This is a genomic window from Streptomyces rectiviolaceus, assembly GCF_039533825.1.
GTDB classification, from domain to species: Bacteria; Actinomycetota; Actinomycetes; order Streptomycetales; family Streptomycetaceae; genus Streptomyces; species Streptomyces rectiviolaceus.
This window is the reverse complement of sequence record NZ_BAAAUG010000038.1, coordinates 75,550-95,608: the sequence shown is the minus strand read 5'-3', so window position 1 is coordinate 95,608 and position 20,059 is coordinate 75,550. Positions and strand designations below refer to the sequence as shown.

Below are 20,059 nucleotides of genomic sequence, written 5' to 3'. Positions count from 1 at the left end.
CCGCCGCGGCGCGGCCCGTCGTCACCGGCGGATCGACCAGCCGCGTTCGCTGAGGGCGGCGCTCAGGGCGGTGGCCGCCGTGGGCCCCACCATGAGCTGCACGAGGCCCGCCTGCTGCCCGGTCGCGTGGTCGATCCGTACGTCCTCGATGTTGACCCCCGCACGTCCGGCGTCCGCGAAGATCCGTGCCAGTTCTCCCGGCTGGTCGCTGATGAGGACCGCCACCGTCTCGTACGCGGCGGGGGCCTCGCCGTGTTTGCCGGGCACCCGCACCCGGCCCGTGTTGCCCCGGCGCAGGACGTCCGCGATGCCCGCCGCGCCGCCGCGCCGCTTGGCCTCGTCGGCGGACTGGAGGGCCCGCAGCGAGGCGACGGTCTCGTCGAGGTCGGTGGCCACGCCCTCGAGCACGTCGGCGACGGGGCCCGGGTTCGCCGACAGGATCTCGGTCCACATCCTGGGGTCGGACGCCGCGATCCGGGTGACGTCGCGGATGCCCTGGCCACAGAGCCGTACGACCGTCTCGTCGGCGTCCTCAAGGCGTGCGGCGACCATGGATGAGATCAGTTGGGGGGTGTGCGAGACGAGGGCGACGGCCAGGTCGTGGGCGGCGGCGTCCATGACCACGGGCACGGCGCGGCAGAGCGCGACCAGTTCGAGGGCGAGATTCAGTACACCGGTGTCGGTGTCCGGCGCCGGGGTGAGCACCCAGGGGCGGCCCTCGAAGAGATCGGCGGTCGCCGCGAGCGGGCCCGAACTCTCCTTGCCCGCCATCGGGTGCGTACCGATGTACGAGCTGAGGTCGATGCCCAGGTCCTCAAGATCGCGCCGGGGGCCGGCCTTGACGCTCGCGACGTCGAGATAGCCGCGCGCGATCCCCGCGCGCATGGCGTCGGCGAGCACGGGGGCGGTGTGCGCGGGCGGTACGGCGACGATCGCGAGGTCGACGCGGCCGGGCGGCGGCTCGTCACTGCCCGCGCCAAGGGCCGCCGCCGTCCGCGCCCTGTCCGGGTCGTGGTCGGCCAGATGGACGGTGATGCCGCGTCCGGCGAGGGTCAGGGCCGCTGATGTGCCGATCAGGCCTGCTCCTATGACAAGGGCCGTCCTCACCGGGCGACTTCCTCGCGGACGACGTGGGGTATGGCGTCATGCCCGTCGTACTGCTGCTCAGTGTTCACGTGCTCCGTCCAGGTGTGGAGGGCCCTGCCTGCGGGGCCGTCGGTGTACGGGTGGTGGTTCCCGGTCGAGGTCCGCCGGGCCCGCGTCAGTCGTCCCAGTGGTCGAGGACCTGGCGGCGGATCCGCTCCGGGTAGGCCTGGGCGAAGGAGCTGTGCAGGAGGCGGCCTTCGTCCTGGGCGGGCAGGAGCCCGTCGTGGAAGACGATGGGGCCGGACTGGGCGGCGCGCTCCTCGTGGGTGTAGCAGTTCAGCAGGGGGTGGACGAAGCCGTACGACGCCTCCGCGCGGTCCAGGGGGTGGATCCGGGTGGCAAGCGCCCACAACAGGTCGGTGTCGTCGGCCGGGTCGATGTCGTCGTCCAGGACGAAGGTGGCCGCCGTGGCACGGCCCGAGTGGGATGCGGCGAGCACTTCGCCGATCCGGTGGGTGAGTTCGGCCGATTCGACTCCGGGCAGCCGCTCCCGCCAGTCCTGCGGGACGGTGACCACCATCCAGTGCGACGCGGCGCGCAGCGGTGACCAGGCGGTGGTGACCGGCAGACCGGCATCGCGCAGCTCCGCGAGGACCTCGGCCGCCTGGCCGACGCCGGTGACGGTGTGGAACTCGTCCACCGGCCTGCCCTCGGCCACCAGCGGCCAGATGGGGTCGTCCCGGTGGGTGATGGCCTCGACCGTGTACACCGGCTGCATCGAGGTCTCGGTGGAGGCGTAGCCGGCGAACTCGCCGAAGGGGCCTTCCCGCGCGTCGCGGCCGACGGACAGGTGCCCCTCTATGACGATCTCCGCGCCGGCGGGCACCTCAAGGTCCACCGTCTCGCAGCGCACGACGTCGACCGGCTCGCCGTACAGCGCCCCGACGTAACCGGCCTCGTCGACTCCCGGCGGCAGCGGAATGCCCCCGACGAACGGGACCGCCGGGTCCCCGCCCTGGACCAGCGCGTACGGCATCGGCTTGCCGATCTTGACCCATTCCTGCCAGATCATGCCGATGTGCTGTGCCGGTATCACCAGGCCGGTCATGTGCTTGCCGTCGATCAGCATGATCCGGGCGATGGACCAGTTGGTCCACCGGCCGTCGGGGGTTCTGGCGACGATGATCCCCCAGGTGTTGGCATAGCGTCCGCCGTCGAACTCGTGGACCTGGGGCACCGGGAAACGGTCGAGGGTGGCGTCGTCGCCGAGGAGCACGTTCTGCTTGCAGGGGGCTTCGTCGCGGGTGACGAGCCGGGGTGGCACGGGCGCCGCGTGGCGGGTGCGGGCCAGGTGCTCGACCAGCTCGGCCGCGGTGGCCCCCGCGGGCAGCCCGACGGACATGGCGACGCGGGCCAGCGGCTTGCCGGCGGCGGCGCTGAGCGCCGCGGGCGCGCCGAACAGCCGGAAACCGGGTGCGACGCCCGCCACGCTCTCGAACAGCGGGGCCGGTGACTGGAGTTCGCAGGAGAGGCGGCTCACCGCGGCGGCCTCCAGGTCGGCGCTCACCGTCCGCTTGACGCGCTTGAGGTCGCCCAAGGCCTCCAGCGCGTCGATGTAGCCGCGGAGGTCGTTGAACCGGGTCGCGGGGGTGGGTGTGGCGCTGGGCTCGGTGGTGGGTGCGGGGCCGGTCATGAACGGGTGCTCCTCTGCTTCGTGCCGTTGTGGCGTACCGGTGGGGCGTCGGTCGCGGGGCCGGGCGGGCCGGGCGGGCCGGCGGTCGCGGGCCGCGGAAAGCCGTCCCAGCGCCGGGCTCCCGCGACCTCGATCCCCAACTGGTCGAGGACCCGGGCGACGATGTGGTCGACGATGTCGTCGACCGAGCCGGGCCGGTTGTAGAAGGCGGGCATCGGCGGCACGATCGAGGCGCCCATGCGCGCGAGGGCCAGCATGTTCTCCAGATGGATCTCGCTGAGCGGGGTTTCCCGTGGCACCAGGACCAATCGGCGCCGCTCCTTGAGCGTGACGTCGGCGGCGCGGGCAAGGAGCCCGTCCGCGTACCCGGTCCGGATGCCGGCCAGCGTCTTCATGCTGCACGGGACGATGACCATGCCGTCGACGGGGAAGGAGCCGGAGGAGATCGCCGCTCCCTGGTCGTCGGGCGAGTAGCTGACATCCGCGAGGGCGGCCACCTCGCGCGCGCTCAGCCCGGTCTCGAGCTCCACCGTGGCGCGCGCCCAGCGGCTGAGCACCAAGTGCGTCTCCACCTGCGGGTTGCCGCGCAGCTCGGTGAGCAGTCGAACGCCAAGTACCGCGCCTGTGGCGCCGGTCATTCCCACGATCAGCCGCATCGAGCCCCACCCCTAACCTTCCGTGTACGGAATATCTGAGTACTGAATATACTGACCGTCATGACGAACACAAGCCCCCGTCCACGGCCACAACTGGAAGAGGCGCTGCCACATCAGCTGCGCCGAGCCGGGCAGGCATGGACGGCGCTGTGGCAGCAGCGGCTGCCCGACCTGACCAGTCCTCAGTTCGCCGTGCTGCTCGCCCTGGACGACCACGGCAGCCTGGACCAGTCCGCGCTGGGAGCCCTGGCCGCGGTCGACCGTTCCACGCTCACGGTGCTGCTCGACCGCCTGGAGGCGCGTGGCCTGGTGACCAAGGAGATGGACCCGGCGAATCGCAGGCGCCGCATCGTGGCCCTCACCGACACCGGCCGCCGGGATCTGACCGCGGCGGTCGACGAGGCCGGTCAGCTGCACGCGCGGGTGGAGGACCTGCTGGGCGAGCGCCGGCTGCGGCAACTGGTCGAGATGCTCCGTGTCTTGGGCGACATGACGGTGCAGCGGCCGGAATCCGAGGGTCCGGGCCGCTGACCCCCGTCTCCCCTCAACTAAGGCTCACCTCCCCTCAATAGAGGGATGGGCCCCCGGGACCGCCGCTGGAAGTGTCATCAGCGACCCGAGTGGGTTCGTCTTGGAGGGCTGACACATGTACAGATCCGCAACGGTGCGGGAGCTCGCCGGACGTCTGTCCGGCCCGGCACTGGGGCCCGCGGACGACGGATACGCGGCCGAGGTCGCGGGGTTCAACCAGGTCGTGCAGCACCGGCCCGCGATAGTCGTCGGCGTCCGGGACGCGGCGGAGGTGCGCAAGGCCGTCACCTTCGCCGCAGAGACCGGAATGCCGACCGCGGTCCAGGCGACCGGCCACGGCCCCTCGCGCGCCGCCGATGGCGCCGGACTGCTCATCAACACCCGCCGGATGACCGGCGTGACGATCGACCCCGTCGCCAGGACCGCACGGGCGGAAGCCGGCGTGCAGTGGCAGCAGGTCGTCGAGGCGGCCGCCGGTCACGGGCTCGCCCCGCTCAACGGCTCATCGCCGCTGGTGGGGGTGGTCGGCTACACCCTGGGCGGCGGTCTCGCGCTGCTGTCCCGTGCGTACGGTTTCGCCGCCGACCACGTCACCGCGGTGGAAGTCGTCACGCCCGACGGATGCTCGCGCACCGCCACCGCGCAGCAGAACCCGGACCTCTTCTGGGCGCTGCGCGGCGGCAAGGGCAACTTCGGAGTGGTCACCGCCATCGAGTTCGGGCTCGTTCCGGTGACCCGGTTCTACGGCGGCGGGCTGTTCTTCCCCGGTGAGTCGGCCGCCGATGTCCTGCACGCCTGGCGGTCGTGGACCGAGTCGGTTCCGGAGCGGACGGCCTCCTCGCTCGCGCTGCTGCGGATGCCGGACATGGAGCCGATCCCCGCGTTCCTGCGGGGCAAGCTGGTGGTGCACGTCCGCATCGCTCACCTGGGACCGGGCGACGAAGGGGAACGGCTGGCAGGCCCGCTGCGGAAGATCGCGCCGACGCTCGTGGACACGCTCGCGGAGATGCCGTACACGCGTTTCGCGGACATCCACAACGACCCGACCTTCCCCATCCCTTACGACGAACGCTCCACCATGCTGCGCGAGTTGGGCCAGGGCGCCGCCGATGACCTGCTTTCCCTCGCGGGCCCAGGAAGCGACTGCACGGACATCATGGTCGAGCTGCGGCACATGGGCGGTGCGCTCAGCCGACCGCCTTCGGTGGCGAGCGCGGTCGACCACCGTGAGGCCGCGTTCTGCCTGTCCACGCTCGGGCTGCCCGGCGGACGCCCGGACCACGTCGTGGACGGAATGGCGCCCTGGGGGACGGGCCGCAGCTATCTCAACTTCCTCGCCGGTCCTGAGACGGCCCGGTCGGCCGAGCGGGGCTACACCCCCGCCACCTACGCGCGTCTCGGCGAGATCAAGGCCCGGTACGACCCCGAGAACCTCTTCCGGTTCAACCACAACATTCCGCCGCGCGTGAAGAGCTCCTGACCCCCCGAAGAAGCCGATCCGGCACACAACAGAATCTGGAAGGGAAACGTCTCGATGACGACCAACAGCGCGGTGCTCGCCCCGCCGCAGAACGCATCCGGTGCGGGTTTGACCGGGCTCAGGCTAGGGGCGCTCTTCGGCCCCGTGATCTTCGGAGTGACGGCAGCGGGCGTGGCGTTGCCCGATGTCGCCCAGGCGATGGAGGTACGTCCGGCCGTCGCGGGCTGGGTGCTGACGGCGCACGCCCTGGCGCTCGGCGTCGGCACCGCCTTCTTCGGGCGGCTCTCGGAGAAGTGGGGTGTGCGCAACACGCTCCTCGCCGGGTCCATGTTCCTGGCCGTCGGTGCGGTGCTGTGCCTGATCGCCCCCAACTTCGGCACCCTGATCGCGGGCCGGTTCGTCCAGGCGGCGGGATCGGGCGCCATCACGTCCAGCGCACTCACGCTCGCGTCCGCGGCGGCGCCCGCCCAACGCGCCAAGATCCTCGGGATCTTCGGGGCGTCCATGGCGCTCTTCTCCTCCACCGCCACCCTCATGGGAGGGATGGTGACGGACTGGATGCACTGGCGGCTCACCCTCGTGCTGCCGGCGCTCTCGCTCCTGGTGGTGCCCTTCTGCCTGGAACTCGCGGCCACCCGCCCCGGCTTCGGCAAGGCCGTCGACCTGTACGGCGGGATCCTCCTCGGCACGGGCGCGACCTCGATCCTGCTGCTCATCCAGGCATCCTCACTCGACCTCGCCACCCCGCTCGTGATCGGGTTGGCGGCGCTTCTGGTGCTGTCGGCGGTGGGCCTTGTGATGCACATCGGCAAGCGGCCCGACGGCTTCGTACCGCGGCAACTCGCCACCGACCGCACCTTCCTGATCGCGGCTCTGGTCGGGCTCGGCGGTTACGCCGGGATGTTCGCGTCGATGTACGCGGTGCCGCAGATCCTCACCATGAAGTACGGCTGGGACGTGTTCGAGATCGGGGCCTGGCTCCTGCCCGGCGCGGTCGTCGGCGCGGTGTTCGCGCGGCTGGCCAGCAAGCTCACCACCAGCAAGGGCGGCAGCCTGCTGCTGGCCGGGGCCGCCGTGACCTCCGCGGTCTTCCTCGGGATCGTCGGTGTCGTCGAGGGCGGCATCATCGTGATGCTGATCGGTACGTCCATGGGCATGGCGACGTTCGCGGCCACTCAGGTGCTCACCACCGCCGTGCTCTCCAGCCGCCTCGAACCCGCTCAGCGCGGTGGCGCGATGGGGGTGCTCAACCTTCTCTTCTTCGTCGGCGGCGGCATCGGCTCCGCCACCGCGGGAACGCTCTCCGAGCACATGGACCTCACCAGCGCACTCGCCGTCGTCGCGGTGCTCCCGCTGCTCGCCGGTCTGATCGCCCTGCTGCTCCCGCCCGCGCAGGCACAGCAGGAAGCCTGATCCAGGCACCACCGGTTCTACTGGCCCACCGGCTCCACCGGCTCCACCGGCTCCACCGGCTCCACCGGCCCCGGTCGGCAGCTCCCCCTGGATTGTCCTGTGTGACATCCAGGGGGAGCGGTGTGAGAGGCGTCTTGTGAACGCCGTGGCGAAGGGGCGAGGGGGCGAGAGGGAGAGGGGCGGGCAGGCCCGTCGAAGGGCGCCTCAGGCTCCCGGGTTGCTCTCGCTCGAGTTCAGCCACAACGACAGGATCTTCCGGAGACCGTCGCGCTCGATCCGGAGCAGGTCGTTCTCCAGGCGCAGTTGCTCCAACGGGTCGGGCATGACGGTGCCGGTGCTCGGCGGGGTCCGTGAGAGCAGGGCACCACCGGCCGCGCGGCCCTTGTGCGCGTGAGAGCGAGCGGGCCACGGCGCGGAGAGGTCGTGCTGGGTGGGCGCGAGTTCGCCGACCAGGATCGACTGGTGCAGGACATGCAGGTCCCGCGCCGGTTCGATGCCGAGGTCCTCGGAGAACCGCATCCTGACGGTGCGGAAGGTCTCGAGGGCGTCGGCCTGACGACCCGAGTGGTACAGCGCCAGCATCAGCTGGGCGCAGGCGTGTTCGCGAAAAGGGTTCTCGGCGACGAAGCCGGTCAGGTCGCCGATGATCTGCTGGTGCCTGTCCAGCCTCAGCGCTACGTCGAAGTACTCCTCGCGCACCGTCAGCCGGTCTTCGTTGAGCTTGATGACGAGCGAGGACAGCGCACGGCTGTCGAGTCCGGCCGCGACCGGGCCGCGCCACAGCGCGAGCGCGGACTTCAGCAGGCCTTCGGCGCGCTCAAGGCGGTTGTCGCGGACCATGGCCCGCCCCTGGGCGACGAGTTTCTCGAACTTGAAGAGGTCGAGCGCGTCGTCGTCGCTCACCCTGATCCGGTAGCAGGAGGGGTGCGTCTCGATCACGCTGTCGTGTTCGCGCCCCCTGAGCAGCCGGCGAAGGCCGGAAACGCAGATGCGAATCTGTCCATGGGCGGACGCGGGTGGTTTCTCGTCCCACATCGCGTCGACAAGCCGGTTGAGACTGACCACTTGGTTCGTCTGGAGAAGCAGCGCCGCCAGTAACTTCTGCCTTCGGATTCCGTTGATTTCAATCTGCTCGTCGCCGTTCGTCACGAGCAGCGGGCCAAGTATTCGGAAAACGTAGTCATCCCGCATATTCAATTACCCCCCAGTAATGATGTGCATAAATAAACTACAGACACGTCTACTACATCAACGTAGTTGCCATCGGCATCACGCAAATGTCGATGGCAACTACGTTGGTGCTGCGGCAGAACTTTCGAACAGTAGGTCACCCTTCGGCGCTGCGGGCCTCTTATTGGTAGGTGTAGAACTTTGTGTGATCCAGTAGGTCCGCGGGGGACATTGAGTACCAGGGCGCGAGCTTCGTATCCAGCGACGGGACATCCGGGTGCTCGGTCAGCGGGAGGTAGTGCGGGACGTCCGGATGCGTCTTCTGCCAGATCGACCAGAGCCTGTCTATGAAGCAGTGGTGCATGAAGAAGATGGGGTCGTTCGGCGACCCGATGTACAGCATGTGGCCGCCCATCCACGTGTGGCCGGCGCCGTGCAGCTTGCCGAGGTTCTCCTCCCAGGGGAACTTCGCGTATCCCTCCAGGTGGTTGCGCAGGGACTGCGTCTCGGACCCGTAGCCGGAGGTGTAGTTGTAGGGCGGGGTGTCGTACGTCGTGAGCGCGAGGGTGTCCTCAAGCTCCTTGACCGTGGGCAGGGCGGGGTTCACGGTGCCTATGTCGCGGACGAGGTAGTCCCGGTCGTCCGCCGTGTAGTGGCCGTTGAACGCCGGATGTTCATCGCCGACCGGCACCACGCTGACGTTGAGCTTCCACCCGTTGCAGCGGGCGAACGGGCCGGTCATGACCTTGCGGTCACCGGGCCGGCCGTTGCCGCCCATGAAGGTGTCGGACCACAGCGGCGAGTCCAGGCTCTGGTCCTTGGTCCAGTCCCAGTAGGGGATGGTGACGCTGGGGTCGACCTGCTGGAGCGCCCTTTCGAGGAGCAGCAGGTACTGGCGGTGCCACGGGAAAAGGCCCGGGCTCATATGGCCCCAGCGTTTGCCGACGCCGCCGTCCTTGTCCAGGTAGTCGCCCGAGTTGATCTGGATGTGTATGCGGACCAACTCGTCGTAGACGCCGAGTTCCTTCACCCTGCGCACCGCGCGGATGAAGCGTCTCTTCTCCGTGGCGGTCATGTTGAGATGGTTCTTCCGGACGGGAACCATGAGGTCTCTTCTCTCTCGATCTCTCGGTCTCTCGGAGCCGGATCAGGCGTGGTGGGTGGAGGGGAGCAGGTTCGCCCCGCGCAGCTCGTCGACGGCCTGGCGGCCGGCGGCCAGCGGGGTGGACTCGATGCGGTAGTGGCACATCGCGCTGAGGTAGGCGCCGTCGCCCAACTTCATGAGGTGCAACGGCTTGTCGTCTATGTGCACCGTTTCCGCGGAGTTGGACACGGTGATCGTGCGGCCCTTGTACTTCTCGGTGTACAGATCCCGCGGCCCGTCGGCCGCCTGGTCCTTGGCCGGGTCGTCTCCGCCGTCGTGCGCGGCGACCCAGCTGTTGCCCGCTTGCATGACAGCGATCGGCACCGCCGCGACCGCGGCGGTGCCCGCCATCCCCTTCATCACGTCACGTCGTTTCATTGACGTCCTCCCGATTGACAACTGATGGGTCAGTGGTTAATCTCCCCGCCCAGCCTTCCAGCGGCGCGTATCGGCGGGATATCGCGAAGGCCCGTCAGGCGGGCAGCGGGCGTGGCGCGATGTTGTGGTTGAACCGGAAGAGGTTGGCCGGATCGGCCGCCGCCTTGATCTCGGCAAGCCGGGCGTAAGTGGCCGGTTCGTACCCGCTCTCGGCGAGATCCGCGGTGTCCGGGCTGGACAGGAAGTTGAGGTAGCGGCGCCCCGTGCCCCACGCCGCCATGCCGTCCACCACCAGCGGGGGACGGTCGTCGGGCAGCGAGAGGGTCGAGAGCGCGAACGCCGCGTCCCGGTGGTCCACGGCGTTGGGCACCTGAGGCGGCCGGCCGACCGCGCCGCCCAACTGCCGCAGCTCGACGGCCAGATCGATGCAGTCGGCTCCCGGCCCCGCGAGATCGAGCAGCCCGTCCACCGCGGCCTCGTCAAGGACCCGGAGCATCATCGACCGCTCGCTGTACGGAATCGGCTCGGTCGGGTCGTTGTGGATCTCCCCGGACCTCGTGTACGGCATCTCGGCCAGGGTGTCGACGACCAGCGGACCCGCCGCGCGCAGCGGCGCGACCAGCCGGTCCCCGTCATCGGCGGAGCCCAGGTAGGCGATTCGGACGTGCACGGTCAGCCTGCCGCGCAGGAACGGCGGGATCGCCTCGATGTCCGGCATCCGCAGCAGCGCCAGCGAGGAGGTCAGGTCCTCCGGCACGGAAGCGGTCCACGCGCGCCACGCGTGCAGCACGTCCGCGGACGCCTCGCCCGGGAAGAACAGCCCGCCTCCGTAGAGCCGCGACACCGGCATCAGCTCGAACTCGACGGCGGTGACGACGCCGAAGTTGCCCTTGCCGCCGCGCACGGCCCAGAACAGGTCGGTGTCATGGTGCGGGGTGGCCCGGTGCGACTCCCCGTCGGCGGTGACGATCTCGAGGGCGGTCACCCGGTCCGCGGCATATCCGTATCTGCGCGCCATCAGCCCGAGCCCGCCGCCGATGGTGTACCCGATCACCCCGGTGAGCGGGGAGGATCCGCTGAGCGGGGCGAGGCCGTACTGCGCGGCCGCCTGGATCACCTCGTACCACTGGGTACCGCCCTCGACCCTGGCGGTCCTCGTGACGGGGTCGATGCTCACGCCCCGGAACCGGCGCGTGCTGATCAGGAGCCCGCCGTCCGCGGCGGCGGACGGGCCGTGGCCGGTGGCCTGGACGGATATCGGCAGCCCCCGACCGGCGGCGAAGGCGACGGCCTCGCGCACGTCCGCGGTCCCGGTGACCATCGCGATCAGGTCCGGGGAGTGCTCGGAGATCGGATTGAACCCGTCGAGCTCCAGCGCGAAGCCGTCGTCCCTCGGCCGCAGCACCTGCCCCTGGAGCCGTTCGGAGAGTTCGGTCATCGCCGGCCGCGCGATGCTCTTGCCTGTCGTCATCCTCAGTCCTCCCGGACCCGGTTGATTGTCGGGATGCGAGGACTCTGCCAACGGCGGGGACCGGGGCCCATCCCCCGTTTGAGGCGGATGTGGCGGCCGGGCCGGCAGGACGCGGTCAGGGCCCGGCCCGGGGAGACGCGGCTGTTGGTGCGCCACGCCTGCCCCGGCCGGGCCCTCGGCCGTGCAAGGTACTGCTCTTGAGGTGAACTCCCGTCACGGCGAGGGGACGAAGCCGTCGAACATCCGGCCCTGCCGCACCGATTCGCCGCGCATCACCGCCCCGAGTTCCTCCATGTCCTCGTGGACGAGCGCCTGGGGTCCGTCGCACAGAGCGGTCCCGGGGTCCGGATGTACGTCGATGATCACCCCGTCGGCGCCGACCGCGAGCGCCGCCCTGGTGAGCGGCAGGACGAGGTCGCGCCGCCCGCCCGAGTGGGACGGGTCGACGATGACGGGAAGGTGCGACAACTCCTGGACGATGGGCACGGCGGCGATGTCCAGGGTGTTGCGCGTGGCGGTCTCGAACGTCCGGATCCCGCGCTCGCACAGCACGATGTCGAGGTTGCCGCGCTGCGCGACGTACTCGGCGGCCATGAGCCACTCCTCGATGGTCCCTGACATCCCCCGCTTGAGCATGACGGGCTTGCCCACGTCACCGACGGCTTGCAGCAGCGCGAAGTTCTGCGCGTTGCGGGTGCCGATCTGCAGCATGTCGGCGTAGGAGGCGACCAGTGCGACGTCGTGGGCGTCGACCACCTCGGTGACGACGGGGAGACCGGTCTCCTCGCGCACGTCGGCGAGGATCTTCAACCCCGCCTCTCCCAGGCCCTGGAAGGCGTAAGGAGAGGTCCGGGGTTTGAAGGCGCCGCCCCGCAGGAGGGTCGCGCCCGCCGCCCGCGCCATCAGCGCGGCCCGCAGCGTCTGCTGCGGTGTCTCCACCGCGCAGGGCCCCGCGATCAGCGTCGGGGCGCCGGGGCCGATCGGCACCCCGCCCACCCGGACCACCGAACGTTCCGGGTGGCTCTGCCTGCTGACCAGCTTGTACGGCACCGAGATCCGCACCACCTGGGCGACCCCGTGCAGCGCGCCGAGGTTCAGCAGGCCGAACTGGTCGATGTCGCCTACCAGTCCGACGACGGTACGGCTCATGCCGCGGCTGACGAACGCCTCGCCGCCCGCCGCCTCGACCAGCGCGACGACCGCCGCGAGGTCGGACGCCGTGGCCTGCGGCGCCATCACGATCACCATGTTTCAACCCCGGACAATTGCCTGCCCCCAGTCTTCGTCGGGCCCGAAAAGCTTGCGCGGTTTCATGGCGTCGAGCTGCTCCGCCAGCAATGCGCTCGGCACGAGCGTGCCCTCGGGGACCGCGCTCGCGGCGCAGCGCACCCCCAACTCGGCCTCGACGGACTCGGCGAGCAGCGCGGCGGCGTCCCCGCCGTCCGGTCCCGGCACCTCGATCTCGACGACAAGGCGGTCCTGCTCGGCCCTGGCACGCCAGAACAGCACGCCCCACGAGGCCGGAAGCCGGTAGACGAGCTCCTCCACCTGGATCTGCCCCAGACGCCTCCCGCCGACCGTGTAGCCCTGGCCGAGCCGGCCGAGGACCCGCACGGTCGGCAGCTTCCAGCCGCACGGGCAGTCCTCGTACCGCAGGTCCACCAGGTCCTCGAGGTTGTAGCGCAGCAGCGGCATCGCCTCGCGGTACAGCGGGGTGATGACCAGTTGCCCGGTGCCCTCGGCGGTGATGTCGCCGGTCTGCGGGTCGTAGATCTCCGGCAGCACCCGGTCGGCCCAGAAGTGCATCCGGCCGTACGGGCAGTCGCCGGCCAGCGGGCCGACCTCGGTGCAGCCGTACTCCTCGATGACCGGGGCGCCCCAGAGCTCCTCGATCCGGCGGCGGCGCGCGTTGCTGATCGGCTCGCCCGCCACGTACAGCGCCCGCAGGGAGGAGAAGGAGCCCGCGGGGTGCCCGGCGGCCTTGGCCGCCGCCACCCAGAGCAGGCTCTCGCTCGGCGTGGACCAGGTCAGCGTCACCTCGAGATCGCGCAGGAGGCGCACCACCCGCGAGTACGGGACCGCCAGTGAGCGGCAGTCGCCGGGGACGACGGTCGCGCCGCTGCGCATGGCGGCCCAGTGGGCCATGTGCCCGGCGAGCACGAGCCCGTAGGGGATGCGTACGAGCAGGGTGTCCTGGGGACCGAGCGGGACGGTCTTGCGGACGAACCGGTCGGCCAGATCGGCCCATTCCGCCTCGGTGAAGTAGGCGGGGGTGGGATTGCCGGTGCTGCCGCTGGACTCGTGGTACGTGGCAAGACGCTCCCGCTCCACCCCGAGCATGCCGAAGGGGTAGCTGTCGCGCAGGTCCGACTTCCCGGTGAGGCCGACCGTGGAGAGGGTCTGCCCGGGCTCCAGGCGCTTCTCGTAGAAGGGCGAGTTGCGGGCGTGGTGGAGCGCCGGTGCGATCCGCTCGTCCTGGCGCGCCCGCAGTTCGTCGAAGGTCGCCCAGTCCCCGATGGCCGGCAGCCCGCTGCCGGTCGGCTCGGTGGCAGTCGTCCCGGTGGTGGTCGGCCCGGAGCCGGTCGGCTCGGTGTTCAGGGAGACGGTCATATGACGCAGCCGACCCGTGCGGCCTCGGTGAGCTCGCCCGAGGAGATCATCTCGACGACCGCGGTGATGTCGCCGTCCATCTGACGGTCCGTCGCGGCGAAGGGGACCTCCTTGCGGACGCGCATGTACACGGCCTTGGTACGGGGGCTCATCTCGTCGACGCCGCGCAGCTCGACGGCCTGGCAGGCGGCGAGGAGGTGGATGGCCGCGACCTCGCGGGTCAGCTCGATGACGTTGCGGGCGTCGCGTGCCGCGATGGGGGCCATGCTGACCTTGTCCTGGTTGTGCGCCTCGGTCGAGCGGGAGAACGTGCTGGCCGGGCCCGCGTGCTTGAGCGCCTCGGCGGTGAGCGCCGAGCTCGCGATCTGCATCCCCTTGAAGCCGTGCTGGAGCCCGGCCTCGGTGTCGTCGTCGTCCACGCGGGCGATCAGGTTCGGCGTGAGGCCGTTGTTGAACTTCTCGTCCACCAGGAGCGCGAGCTGCCGGTCGAGCAGGTCGGCGACCCCGGCGACGGCCGTCTTCAGCGAGTCCATCGCGGTGACGACATGGCCGCCGTAGAAGTTGCCGCCGCTGTACACGGCGCCCGTGGACGGATCGAAGAGCGGGTTGTCGCTTGAGGAGTTGATCTCCACCGTCATCCACGGGCGTACCCAGTCGAGCATGTCCCGCAGCACGCCGGTGACGTGCGGGGCGCAGCGCAGCGAATAGCGGTCCTGGATGCTGCGCGTCAGCTTCTGGTAATGCCGGCCCTCCAGGGGGCCGTTGAGGTCGACGACCTGGTCGTACGTCATCGCGAGAGCGGAACCGTCGAGCAGCTCGTGGATGAGCGCGGCGCTCGCGCGCTGGCCGTCGTGCGGCTTCTCGTCGTGGATGAACGGCGCGTAGTGGCCCCGGTTGCCGAGCATGCCCTCGCTGGCCAGCGCGGTGCAGATGTCGGCCACCTCGGCGAGTTCGGCGGCCGCCTCGGTGTTCAGGACGGCGAACGCGGAGCTGAAGGAGGTGCCGTTGATCAGGGCGAGCCCGTCCTTGGCCTCCAGCATCACGGGCTCAAGACCCAGCTCGGACAGCACGTCCGCGGCCTGGCGTATCTCGCCCCGATGGCGCACTTTGCCCTGGCCCGTCAGCGCGTACGCGAGGTAGCAGAGCGGGACGAGGTCTCCGCTTGCGCCGACCGAACCGCGCTCGGGGATGGTCGGCAGTACGTCGTGCCGGATGAAGTCGAGGAGCCGCTCCACGACGGGGATGCTGACACCGGAATTGCCTCGGGCGAGGCAGTTGGCGCGGATCAGCAGGGTGGCGCGCACGACCTCGTCGGAGGCCAGCGGGCCGGTTCCGTTCAGGTGGTAGCGGATCAGTTCGTTCTGCAGCCGCGCGGTCTTCTCCGGCGAGATCTGCCGGTTGACGCTGTCGCCGAAACCAGTCGTCACCCCGTATATGGGCTTTCCGGTCTTCAGGATCTCCAGCTTCAGGTCCCTGGAAGCGTTCATCGCCCGCAACGCGTCGTCGGAGACGGAGAATTCCGAACCTTCGCGGGACGCGGCGGCCACGGCCTGGCCAATGCTCAGGTCGTGCCCGTCAATCTTCATGGTCGTCACTTGTGGACACCTTTCTCACCGGTTGCCCACGAGTCTTGACGGCTGATGTTTCCCGTCGATATCCGGCCGCGCGGCACGTGATATCCGGACGAGATCCCGAAGATACCCGCGCTCTTCAGGGTTGATTCAAGACCGGCACGGAGAAAGAGGAAATCCCATGATCTCCAACGGCGCGTTCGGCAGGCAACTCCGCCTGCGGCGCCTCTACCGAAACGATTCCGATCGGCTGCTGATCGTGCCGCTGGACCATTCGGTGAGCCTGGGACCGATCACCGGCGGCGCTGGACTCGACTCGCTCGTGGGCCAGTTGGCCACCAACAAGGTGGACGCGATCGTCCTGCACAAGGGCAGCCTCCGGCACGTCGACCCCGCGTGGTTCGGCAGTACCGCACTCATCGTCCACCTGAGCGCAAGCACCGTGCACGCCACCGACCCGGACGCCAAGTACCTCGTGGCCGGCGTCGAGGAGAGCCTGCGCCTCGGCGCGGACGCGGTGAGCGTGCACGTCAATCTGGGATCGGACGGCGAGCAGCGGCAGATCTCCGACATGGCCGCGGTCGCCGAGGCCTGCGACCGGTGGAACGTCCCGCTGCTCGCGATGGTGTACCCGCGCGGTCCCAAGATCAGCGATCCGCGCGACCCGGCCCTTGTGGCGCACGCGGTGACACTGGCCGCCGATCTCGGCGCCGACCTGGTGAAGACCCCGTACGTCGGCTCGGTCGCGGAGATGAAGGAGATCACCGCCGGCGCGCCCATCCCCGTCATCACCGTCGGTGGCCCGCGCAACGACGACGAGGGCCAGGTCCTGGCCCATGTCTCCGAGGCGCTGAGCGCGGGCGTCGCGGGCGTGGCCATGGGACGCAACGTCTTCGAGGCGCCCGACCCGGGCGTCATGGCCGCGAAATTGGCCGACCTCATCCACAGTGAGTGACCTCTAGGACCTCTAGGAGCCCTACGCAATGAAGCTCAGTTGGCTGGACATCCGGGACCTCGCCGAGGCCAGGAACGCCATCGTCCAGGAGGCGCTGCACCAGCGCCTCGACGGTATCGTCGCCGCGGACCCGGCAGAACTCGAGGGCCTGCCGCCGACCGTCACCAAGGTGCTGTTCCCTCGCGGCAAGTCCCTTCCGGAGGACTTCGGCGAGGCCACGGTGGTCATCGTGGACCCCGCGTTCCACGGAACGACCCCCGCCGAACTGGCACTTGAACACCCGGAGGTGGAGTTCGGCCGGTTCGTGGAGATCGTCGACGCCCAGACGCTGGAGGACGCCTGCCAGTCGGCGCGCACCGAGAGGTGGAGCCTGCTGCTGTTCCGCGACCCCACCAAGATTCCGCTGGAGATAGTCATCGCGGCGTCCGCCGCGGCCAGGGGCAGCCTGATCACGGTGGCGGCCGACGTCGAGGAGGCCGAGATCATCTTCGGGGTGCTCGAACACGGCTCCGACGGCGTCATGATGGCGCCGCGCAAGGTCGGCGACGCGACGGCCCTGAAGACCGTGGTGAACGCCGAGACCCCCGACCTCGCCCTGGCCGAACTCGAGGTCGTCAGCACCGAGCACGTCGGCATGGGCGAGCGGGCCTGCATCGACACCTGCACCTACTTCGGCAAGGACGAGGGCATCCTGGTCGGGTCGCACTCCAAGGGCATGATCCTGTGCGTCAGCGAGACTCACCCGCTGCCGTACATGCCGACCCGTCCGTTCCGGGTGAACGCCGGAGCCATCCACTCGTACACGCTGTCCAAGGACGGGCGCACCAACTACCTCAGCGAGCTCAAGGCCGGCAGCAAGATCGTGGCCGCCGACGTCGAGGGCCGTACCCGGCTCGTCACCGTCGGCCGGGTCAAGATCGAGACCAGGCCGCTGATCTCGGTGAACGCCGTCTCGTCGGACGGCCGCGAGGTCAACCTGATCCTGCAGGACGACTGGCACGTGCGGGTGCTCGGCCCGGGCGGCGCGGTGCTCAACAGCACCGAACTCAAGCCCGGCGACAAGGTGCTCGGCTACCTGCCGACGGAGGACCGGCACGTCGGCTACCCGCTCGACGAGTTCTGCCTCGAGACGTGACGTAGTGGACACGCTCCTGTTCGTCCCGGTACGGGGCAATGCCGTCGGCGGTGCGTTCGCCGCCGTCCGGACGGCCCATCCGGGCGCCGGGCAGGAGCGGGTCGGTCTCGCCTTCACCGGCGAGGAACGGCTCCACGCGGCGCTGGGCTCCACCCAGCGGTGGATCCGGCTCTCCCGACCCGCCCTCCTGGCGCTGCTCCGGCCGCTTGGCATCAAGAACGTCCGGATCGATCCGCTCTACGTCGGACCGGAGATGCCAAGGGTGGACTTCCCCGAGGAAGGGCCCGTCCTGGCCGGAGTGCGGCGGCACGCGCAGTGGCTGCCGGACGAGGTGTGGTGACGGCGGCCGCAGTGGCCGCCGTCACAGGGTGTGGACCGTCAAGTGACGTACTGTGTGCCGTGGTTGGGCGCAAGTAAGGCTTGCCTCATCATCCGTAGACGCCCCCCGGAACGGAGTGCCGCAGCATGCCTACTGGGATCGGCCGCGACGAACTCATCTCACGTGCGGGCCGGGCGGACAGCCCGCACACGATGTTCAGCACGCTCGCGACGCAGCTGCGCAGGGCGGTTCCGTACGACGCGGCAGTCTGGCGCGCCACGGACCCGGAGACCGGGATGATCACGTCGCCGATCCTCGCGGAGAACATCGAGGATCACAGCTGCGCCGTCTACTGGCAGTACGAACTGTTCACGGAGAAGATCAATCTGTTCCGCGACCTCGCGCGGGCTCCGGTACCGGTGGCGAGCCTGTGGGAGAGCACCGGGGGCGAGCCGGACCGCAGCGCTCTCTACCGGGGCTTTCTGGAACCGCGCGGGGTGCACGACGAGTTGCGGGCCGTCCTGCGGGTGGACGGGCGGCCGCACGGCTACATCAGCCTGTTCCGCGAGAAGGGGCGGGCCGCCTTCAGCAGCGGCGAGCGCAGGTTCATCGAGGAGCTCGGCACACCGATCGCCCGCCGGCTGAGGTCGTTCGCCAAGTACCGTCCCGGATCCTCCGACGGCGGCCTGACCGGCACCGGGCTTCTGCTCTTCGACGCCGGTGGTGCCCTCGTCTCGGCCAACGACGAGGCCCGGCGCTATCTGGAGGAGATGCCCGAGGGCCCCGCATCGGTCATCGCTCTCGGCATCCGCATACCGCTGTGGGTGCACGGCACCGCGATGCGGGCCAGGGCCATCGCGGAGAAGCACGGCGGCGACACCGCGCGGATCAGGATGCGCAGCCGGACGGGCCGGTAGCTGGTCTGCCACGCATCCTGCATGCGGGGAGCCGACGGACGGCTGGGTGTCTCCGCGGTCATCATCGAACGCGCTCCGATCTCCGACGTCACGCCGCTCATCATGGAGGCGTACGAGTTGTCCGAGCGGGAGTTGGAGGTCACGCAGTGCGTGGCGCGCGGCCTGTCCACCAGCGGGATCTCCGAGGAACTCCATCTGTCGCCGCACACCGTGCGCGACCACATCAAGGCGATCTTCGAGAAGCTCGGCGTGTCCAGCCGGGGTGAACTGGTGGGCAACCTGTTCACCGAGTACTACGAGCCGCTCTCCGCCGAGGCCACCGGCCGACGGGCGTCGTAGGCGCTAGTGCTGGTGCTCGCCGGACTCGGCGCCGCCGCCGTCCTCGGGGGCGGCTTCGCCCGCGCCTCCCGCATGCACCGTGAACGCCGCCGTCCGCACCTTCCCCTCGTGCTTGAAGTCGAGGAACAGGCGGTACGCACCCTGGCTCGGTGCCGTCGCCGCGAAGGTGACACCGGGGCCCGGTTCCGTCCTGCCGTCGCCGGGTTCGCCGGTCGGGTGCACGTGGAGGTAGGCGAGGTCGCCGGAGCGCAGGGCGACCAGGTGGCCGTAGGAGCCGAGGTAGGGCTGGAGGTCGGTGACCGGCTTGCCGTTCTTCTCCACGTCCAGGGTCAGGTCGGCGGCCTTCCCCGGCTTCAACTCGCCCTTGACGCTGACCTCGTAGCCGTCGACCGACGCTTTCGTGCTGGCCTCGGGAAGCGCCTTCGGCCCGTACTTCCCCGCCACCGCGAGGTCCGCCCCCAGGGTCAGGCCCTCCTTCGCGCCCTCGGGCTTGAAGTCGGCGAAGACGCGGTAACCGCCCGCCTCCGGGAGCTCGACCGGTGTCGACCAGGTGCCGTCGGCCGCGCGGGCCGGGTGCAGGTGGCGGTAGGTCGTCAAGTCCTGTGAGGCGACGATGAGGTGCAGCTCCTTGTCGTGCTCCTTCTCGTACGCCGTGACGTTCTCGCCCCTGCCGTCCTTGCCCGCGCCGTCCTTGACGACCGTGAACCGCAGCTCCTCGCGCTTCTCGGCGTCGATGCGGGAGGTCTTGAGGTCGAGGGTGTAGCCGCGCTCGGAGATCTGCAGGCCGCCGGGGACGGTGTCCGCTTGCGCCGTGCCGTCGGCCTCCGCACCTCCTGGCTTCTCCTTCTCCTTCTCCTTCCCTTTCTCCTTCTCGCCGTCGCCCGCGTGCACGCCGTGCTCGCTCGCGGGCTTCTTCTCCGAGGTCACGGGGCCGATGCCCTGGCCCACTCCGTACGCGGTGCCGAAGGTCGCGGCGACGGCCGCGGTGAAGGCGGTGATCTTCATTCCGGTGTTCATGACGGCTCCCCAGAGGCGAATGAAGCGGGTGGAGCGGGCCTATCGGCGGCTCCTCATGCACCCGACGATACCCCCTAGGGGTATGAAGTCAAGCCGAGGTCGCCCCTTGCGTTCAGTACCCCCTAGGGGTATATATGGATCTCGTCAGCGGTACCCACCCCGGGTACCTCGATC

The 20,059-nt window shown here is 69.9% G+C and carries 19 protein-coding genes; 8 read left to right on the top strand and 11 right to left on the bottom strand.

All coding sequences use genetic code 11. From position 1 onward, the window contains the following. Nucleotides 1–21: 21 nt before the first annotated feature. From ABD378_RS12955 to bagM, 3 genes are all read right to left on the bottom strand, one after another. Nucleotides 22–1,107 (bottom strand): prephenate dehydrogenase, encoded by a 1,086-nt coding sequence (locus ABD378_RS12955; RefSeq protein ID WP_344520832.1) that lies wholly within the window; start codon nt 1,105–1,107, stop codon nt 22–24. A gap of 154 nt (nt 1,108–1,261) precedes the next feature. Further along, a complete protein-coding gene (bagN, locus tag ABD378_RS12950; protein WP_344520831.1) occupies nt 1,262–2,779 on the bottom strand; it encodes a bagremycin/ferroverdin biosynthesis UbiD family decarboxylase BagN/FevL in 1,518 nt (505 codons plus the stop codon). Continuing rightward, nucleotides 2,776–3,435, bottom strand: coding sequence for a bagremycin/ferroverdin biosynthesis UbiX family decarboxylase BagM/FevK (gene bagM, locus ABD378_RS12945; RefSeq protein ID WP_344520830.1), 660 nt, complete (start codon nt 3,433–3,435; stop codon nt 2,776–2,778). The genes bagN and bagM overlap by 4 nt, the downstream gene beginning before the upstream one ends. A 60-nt stretch (nt 3,436–3,495) precedes the next feature. Here bagM and bagL point away from each other — a divergent pair, with 60 nt between their 5' ends. From bagL to bagJ, 3 genes are all read left to right on the top strand, one after another. After that, nucleotides 3,496–3,966 (top strand): MarR family transcriptional regulator BagL/FevM, encoded by a 471-nt coding sequence (gene bagL / locus ABD378_RS12940; protein ID WP_344520828.1) that lies wholly within the window; start codon nt 3,496–3,498, stop codon nt 3,964–3,966. Nucleotides 3,967–4,081: 115 nt separating this feature from the next. Next, nucleotides 4,082–5,446 (top strand): bagremycin/ferroverdin biosynthesis FAD-dependent oxygenase BagK/FevA1, encoded by a 1,365-nt coding sequence (bagK, locus tag ABD378_RS12935; protein WP_344520827.1) that lies wholly within the window; start codon nt 4,082–4,084, stop codon nt 5,444–5,446. Nucleotides 5,447–5,500: 54 nt separating this feature from the next. Beyond that, nucleotides 5,501–6,859 (top strand): bagremycin/ferroverdin transporter BagJ/FevB, encoded by a 1,359-nt coding sequence (gene bagJ / locus ABD378_RS12930; protein ID WP_344520826.1) that lies wholly within the window; start codon nt 5,501–5,503, stop codon nt 6,857–6,859. Between the two features lie 204 nt (nt 6,860–7,063). Here the strand turns inward: bagJ and bagI are convergent, their stop codons facing one another. The 7 genes from bagI to bagA all read right to left on the bottom strand — a co-directional run bounded on the left by bagI (nt 7,064) and on the right by bagA (nt 15,218). After that, nucleotides 7,064–8,050 carry an AfsR/SARP family transcriptional regulator BagI/FevR gene (gene bagI, locus ABD378_RS12925; RefSeq protein ID WP_344520824.1) on the bottom strand — a complete coding sequence of 329 codons (987 nt, stop codon included), beginning with the start codon at nt 8,048–8,050 and terminating at the stop codon, nt 7,064–7,066. 160 nt (nt 8,051–8,210) lie between these two features. Further along, nucleotides 8,211–9,134, bottom strand: coding sequence for a bagremycin/ferroverdin biosynthesis o-aminophenol oxidase BagH/FevF (bagH, locus tag ABD378_RS12920; protein ID WP_344520823.1), 924 nt, complete (start codon nt 9,132–9,134; stop codon nt 8,211–8,213). Nucleotides 9,135–9,176: 42 nt separating this feature from the next. Beyond that, nucleotides 9,177–9,551, bottom strand: coding sequence for a bagremycin/ferroverdin biosynthesis copper chaperon BagZ/FevE (gene bagZ, locus ABD378_RS12915; protein ID WP_344520822.1), 375 nt, complete (start codon nt 9,549–9,551; stop codon nt 9,177–9,179). Between the two features lie 94 nt (nt 9,552–9,645). Beyond that, complete coding sequence (bagG, locus tag ABD378_RS12910; RefSeq protein ID WP_344520820.1) at nt 9,646–11,022, bottom strand: bagremycin/ferroverdin biosynthesis FAD-dependent oxygenase BagG/FevA2; 1,377 nt, start codon at nt 11,020–11,022, stop codon at nt 9,646–9,648. A 213-nt stretch (nt 11,023–11,235) separates the two neighbouring features. Next, nucleotides 11,236–12,270: a phospho-2-dehydro-3-deoxyheptonate aldolase BagF/FevY gene (bagF, locus tag ABD378_RS12905; RefSeq protein WP_344520818.1), complete on the bottom strand. Its 1,035-nt coding sequence runs from the start codon at nt 12,268–12,270 to the stop codon at nt 11,236–11,238. A gap of 3 nt (nt 12,271–12,273) precedes the next feature. Continuing rightward, on the bottom strand, nt 12,274–13,632 hold the full coding sequence (bagE, locus tag ABD378_RS12900) for a bagremycin/ferroverdin synthetase BagE/FevW (RefSeq protein WP_344520816.1): 1,359 nt from the start codon (nt 13,630–13,632) through the stop codon (nt 12,274–12,276). Beyond that, nucleotides 13,629–15,218, bottom strand: a complete 1,590-nt coding sequence (gene bagA, locus ABD378_RS12895) for a bagremycin/ferroverdin biosynthesis tyrosine ammonia-lyase BagA/FevW (RefSeq protein ID WP_344520870.1) — start codon at nt 15,216–15,218, stop codon at nt 13,629–13,631. Before bagA ends, bagE begins: the two co-directional genes overlap by 4 nt. Nucleotides 15,219–15,384: 166 nt before the next feature. Between bagA and bagB the strand changes: the two genes are divergently transcribed. The 5 genes from bagB to ABD378_RS12870 all read left to right on the top strand — a co-directional run bounded on the left by bagB (nt 15,385) and on the right by ABD378_RS12870 (nt 18,868). Continuing rightward, nucleotides 15,385–16,158 carry a bagremycin/ferroverdin biosynthesis DhnA-type aldolase BagB/FevI gene (gene bagB, locus ABD378_RS12890; RefSeq protein ID WP_344520814.1) on the top strand — a complete coding sequence of 258 codons (774 nt, stop codon included), beginning with the start codon at nt 15,385–15,387 and terminating at the stop codon, nt 16,156–16,158. A 28-nt stretch (nt 16,159–16,186) separates the two neighbouring features. After that, a complete protein-coding gene (bagC, locus tag ABD378_RS12885) occupies nt 16,187–17,293 on the top strand; it encodes a bagremycin/ferroverdin biosynthesis 3,4-AHBA synthase BagC/FevH (protein WP_344520812.1) in 1,107 nt (368 codons plus the stop codon). A gap of 4 nt (nt 17,294–17,297) precedes the next feature. Further along, on the top strand, nt 17,298–17,633 hold the full coding sequence (locus ABD378_RS12880; RefSeq protein WP_344520811.1) for an SAV_915 family protein: 336 nt from the start codon (nt 17,298–17,300) through the stop codon (nt 17,631–17,633). A 125-nt stretch (nt 17,634–17,758) separates the two neighbouring features. Beyond that, nucleotides 17,759–18,529: a hypothetical protein gene (locus ABD378_RS12875; RefSeq protein ID WP_344520809.1), complete on the top strand. Its 771-nt coding sequence runs from the start codon at nt 17,759–17,761 to the stop codon at nt 18,527–18,529. Between the two features lie 21 nt (nt 18,530–18,550). Then, nucleotides 18,551–18,868, top strand: a complete 318-nt coding sequence (locus ABD378_RS12870; RefSeq protein ID WP_344520808.1) for a response regulator transcription factor — start codon at nt 18,551–18,553, stop codon at nt 18,866–18,868. 3 nt (nt 18,869–18,871) lie between these two features. Here the strand turns inward: ABD378_RS12870 and ABD378_RS12865 are convergent, their stop codons facing one another. Beyond that, complete coding sequence (locus tag ABD378_RS12865) at nt 18,872–19,885, bottom strand: hypothetical protein (protein WP_344520806.1); 1,014 nt, start codon at nt 19,883–19,885, stop codon at nt 18,872–18,874. Nucleotides 19,886–20,059 lie beyond the last annotated feature (174 nt).

Coding starts and splice junctions, on each gene's coding strand:
- bagC (WP_344520812.1), top strand. CDS start 16,187: ATGAAGCTCAGTTGGCTGGACATCCGGGACCTCGCCGAGGCCAGGAAC.
- bagB (WP_344520814.1), top strand. CDS start 15,385: ATGATCTCCAACGGCGCGTTCGGCAGGCAACTCCGCCTGCGGCGCCTC.
- bagN (WP_344520831.1), bottom strand. CDS start 2,779: ATGACCGGCCCCGCACCCACCACCGAGCCCAGCGCCACACCCACCCCC.
- bagL (WP_344520828.1), top strand. CDS start 3,496: ATGACGAACACAAGCCCCCGTCCACGGCCACAACTGGAAGAGGCGCTG.
- bagG (WP_344520820.1), bottom strand. CDS start 11,022: ATGACGACAGGCAAGAGCATCGCGCGGCCGGCGATGACCGAACTCTCC.
- bagK (WP_344520827.1), top strand. CDS start 4,082: ATGTACAGATCCGCAACGGTGCGGGAGCTCGCCGGACGTCTGTCCGGC.
- bagA (WP_344520870.1), bottom strand. CDS start 15,218: ATGAAGATTGACGGGCACGACCTGAGCATTGGCCAGGCCGTGGCCGCC.
- ABD378_RS12875 (WP_344520809.1), top strand. CDS start 17,759: ATGCCTACTGGGATCGGCCGCGACGAACTCATCTCACGTGCGGGCCGG.
- bagE (WP_344520816.1), bottom strand. CDS start 13,632: ATGACCGTCTCCCTGAACACCGAGCCGACCGGCTCCGGGCCGACCACC.
- bagZ (WP_344520822.1), bottom strand. CDS start 9,551: ATGAAACGACGTGACGTGATGAAGGGGATGGCGGGCACCGCCGCGGTC.
- ABD378_RS12865 (WP_344520806.1), bottom strand. CDS start 19,885: ATGAACACCGGAATGAAGATCACCGCCTTCACCGCGGCCGTCGCCGCG.
- bagI (WP_344520824.1), bottom strand. CDS start 8,050: ATGCGGGATGACTACGTTTTCCGAATACTTGGCCCGCTGCTCGTGACG.
- bagJ (WP_344520826.1), top strand. CDS start 5,501: ATGACGACCAACAGCGCGGTGCTCGCCCCGCCGCAGAACGCATCCGGT.
- bagH (WP_344520823.1), bottom strand. CDS start 9,134: ATGGTTCCCGTCCGGAAGAACCATCTCAACATGACCGCCACGGAGAAG.
- bagM (WP_344520830.1), bottom strand. CDS start 3,435: ATGCGGCTGATCGTGGGAATGACCGGCGCCACAGGCGCGGTACTTGGC.
- bagF (WP_344520818.1), bottom strand. CDS start 12,270: ATGGTGATCGTGATGGCGCCGCAGGCCACGGCGTCCGACCTCGCGGCG.
- ABD378_RS12870 (WP_344520808.1), top strand. CDS start 18,551: ATGCGGGGAGCCGACGGACGGCTGGGTGTCTCCGCGGTCATCATCGAA.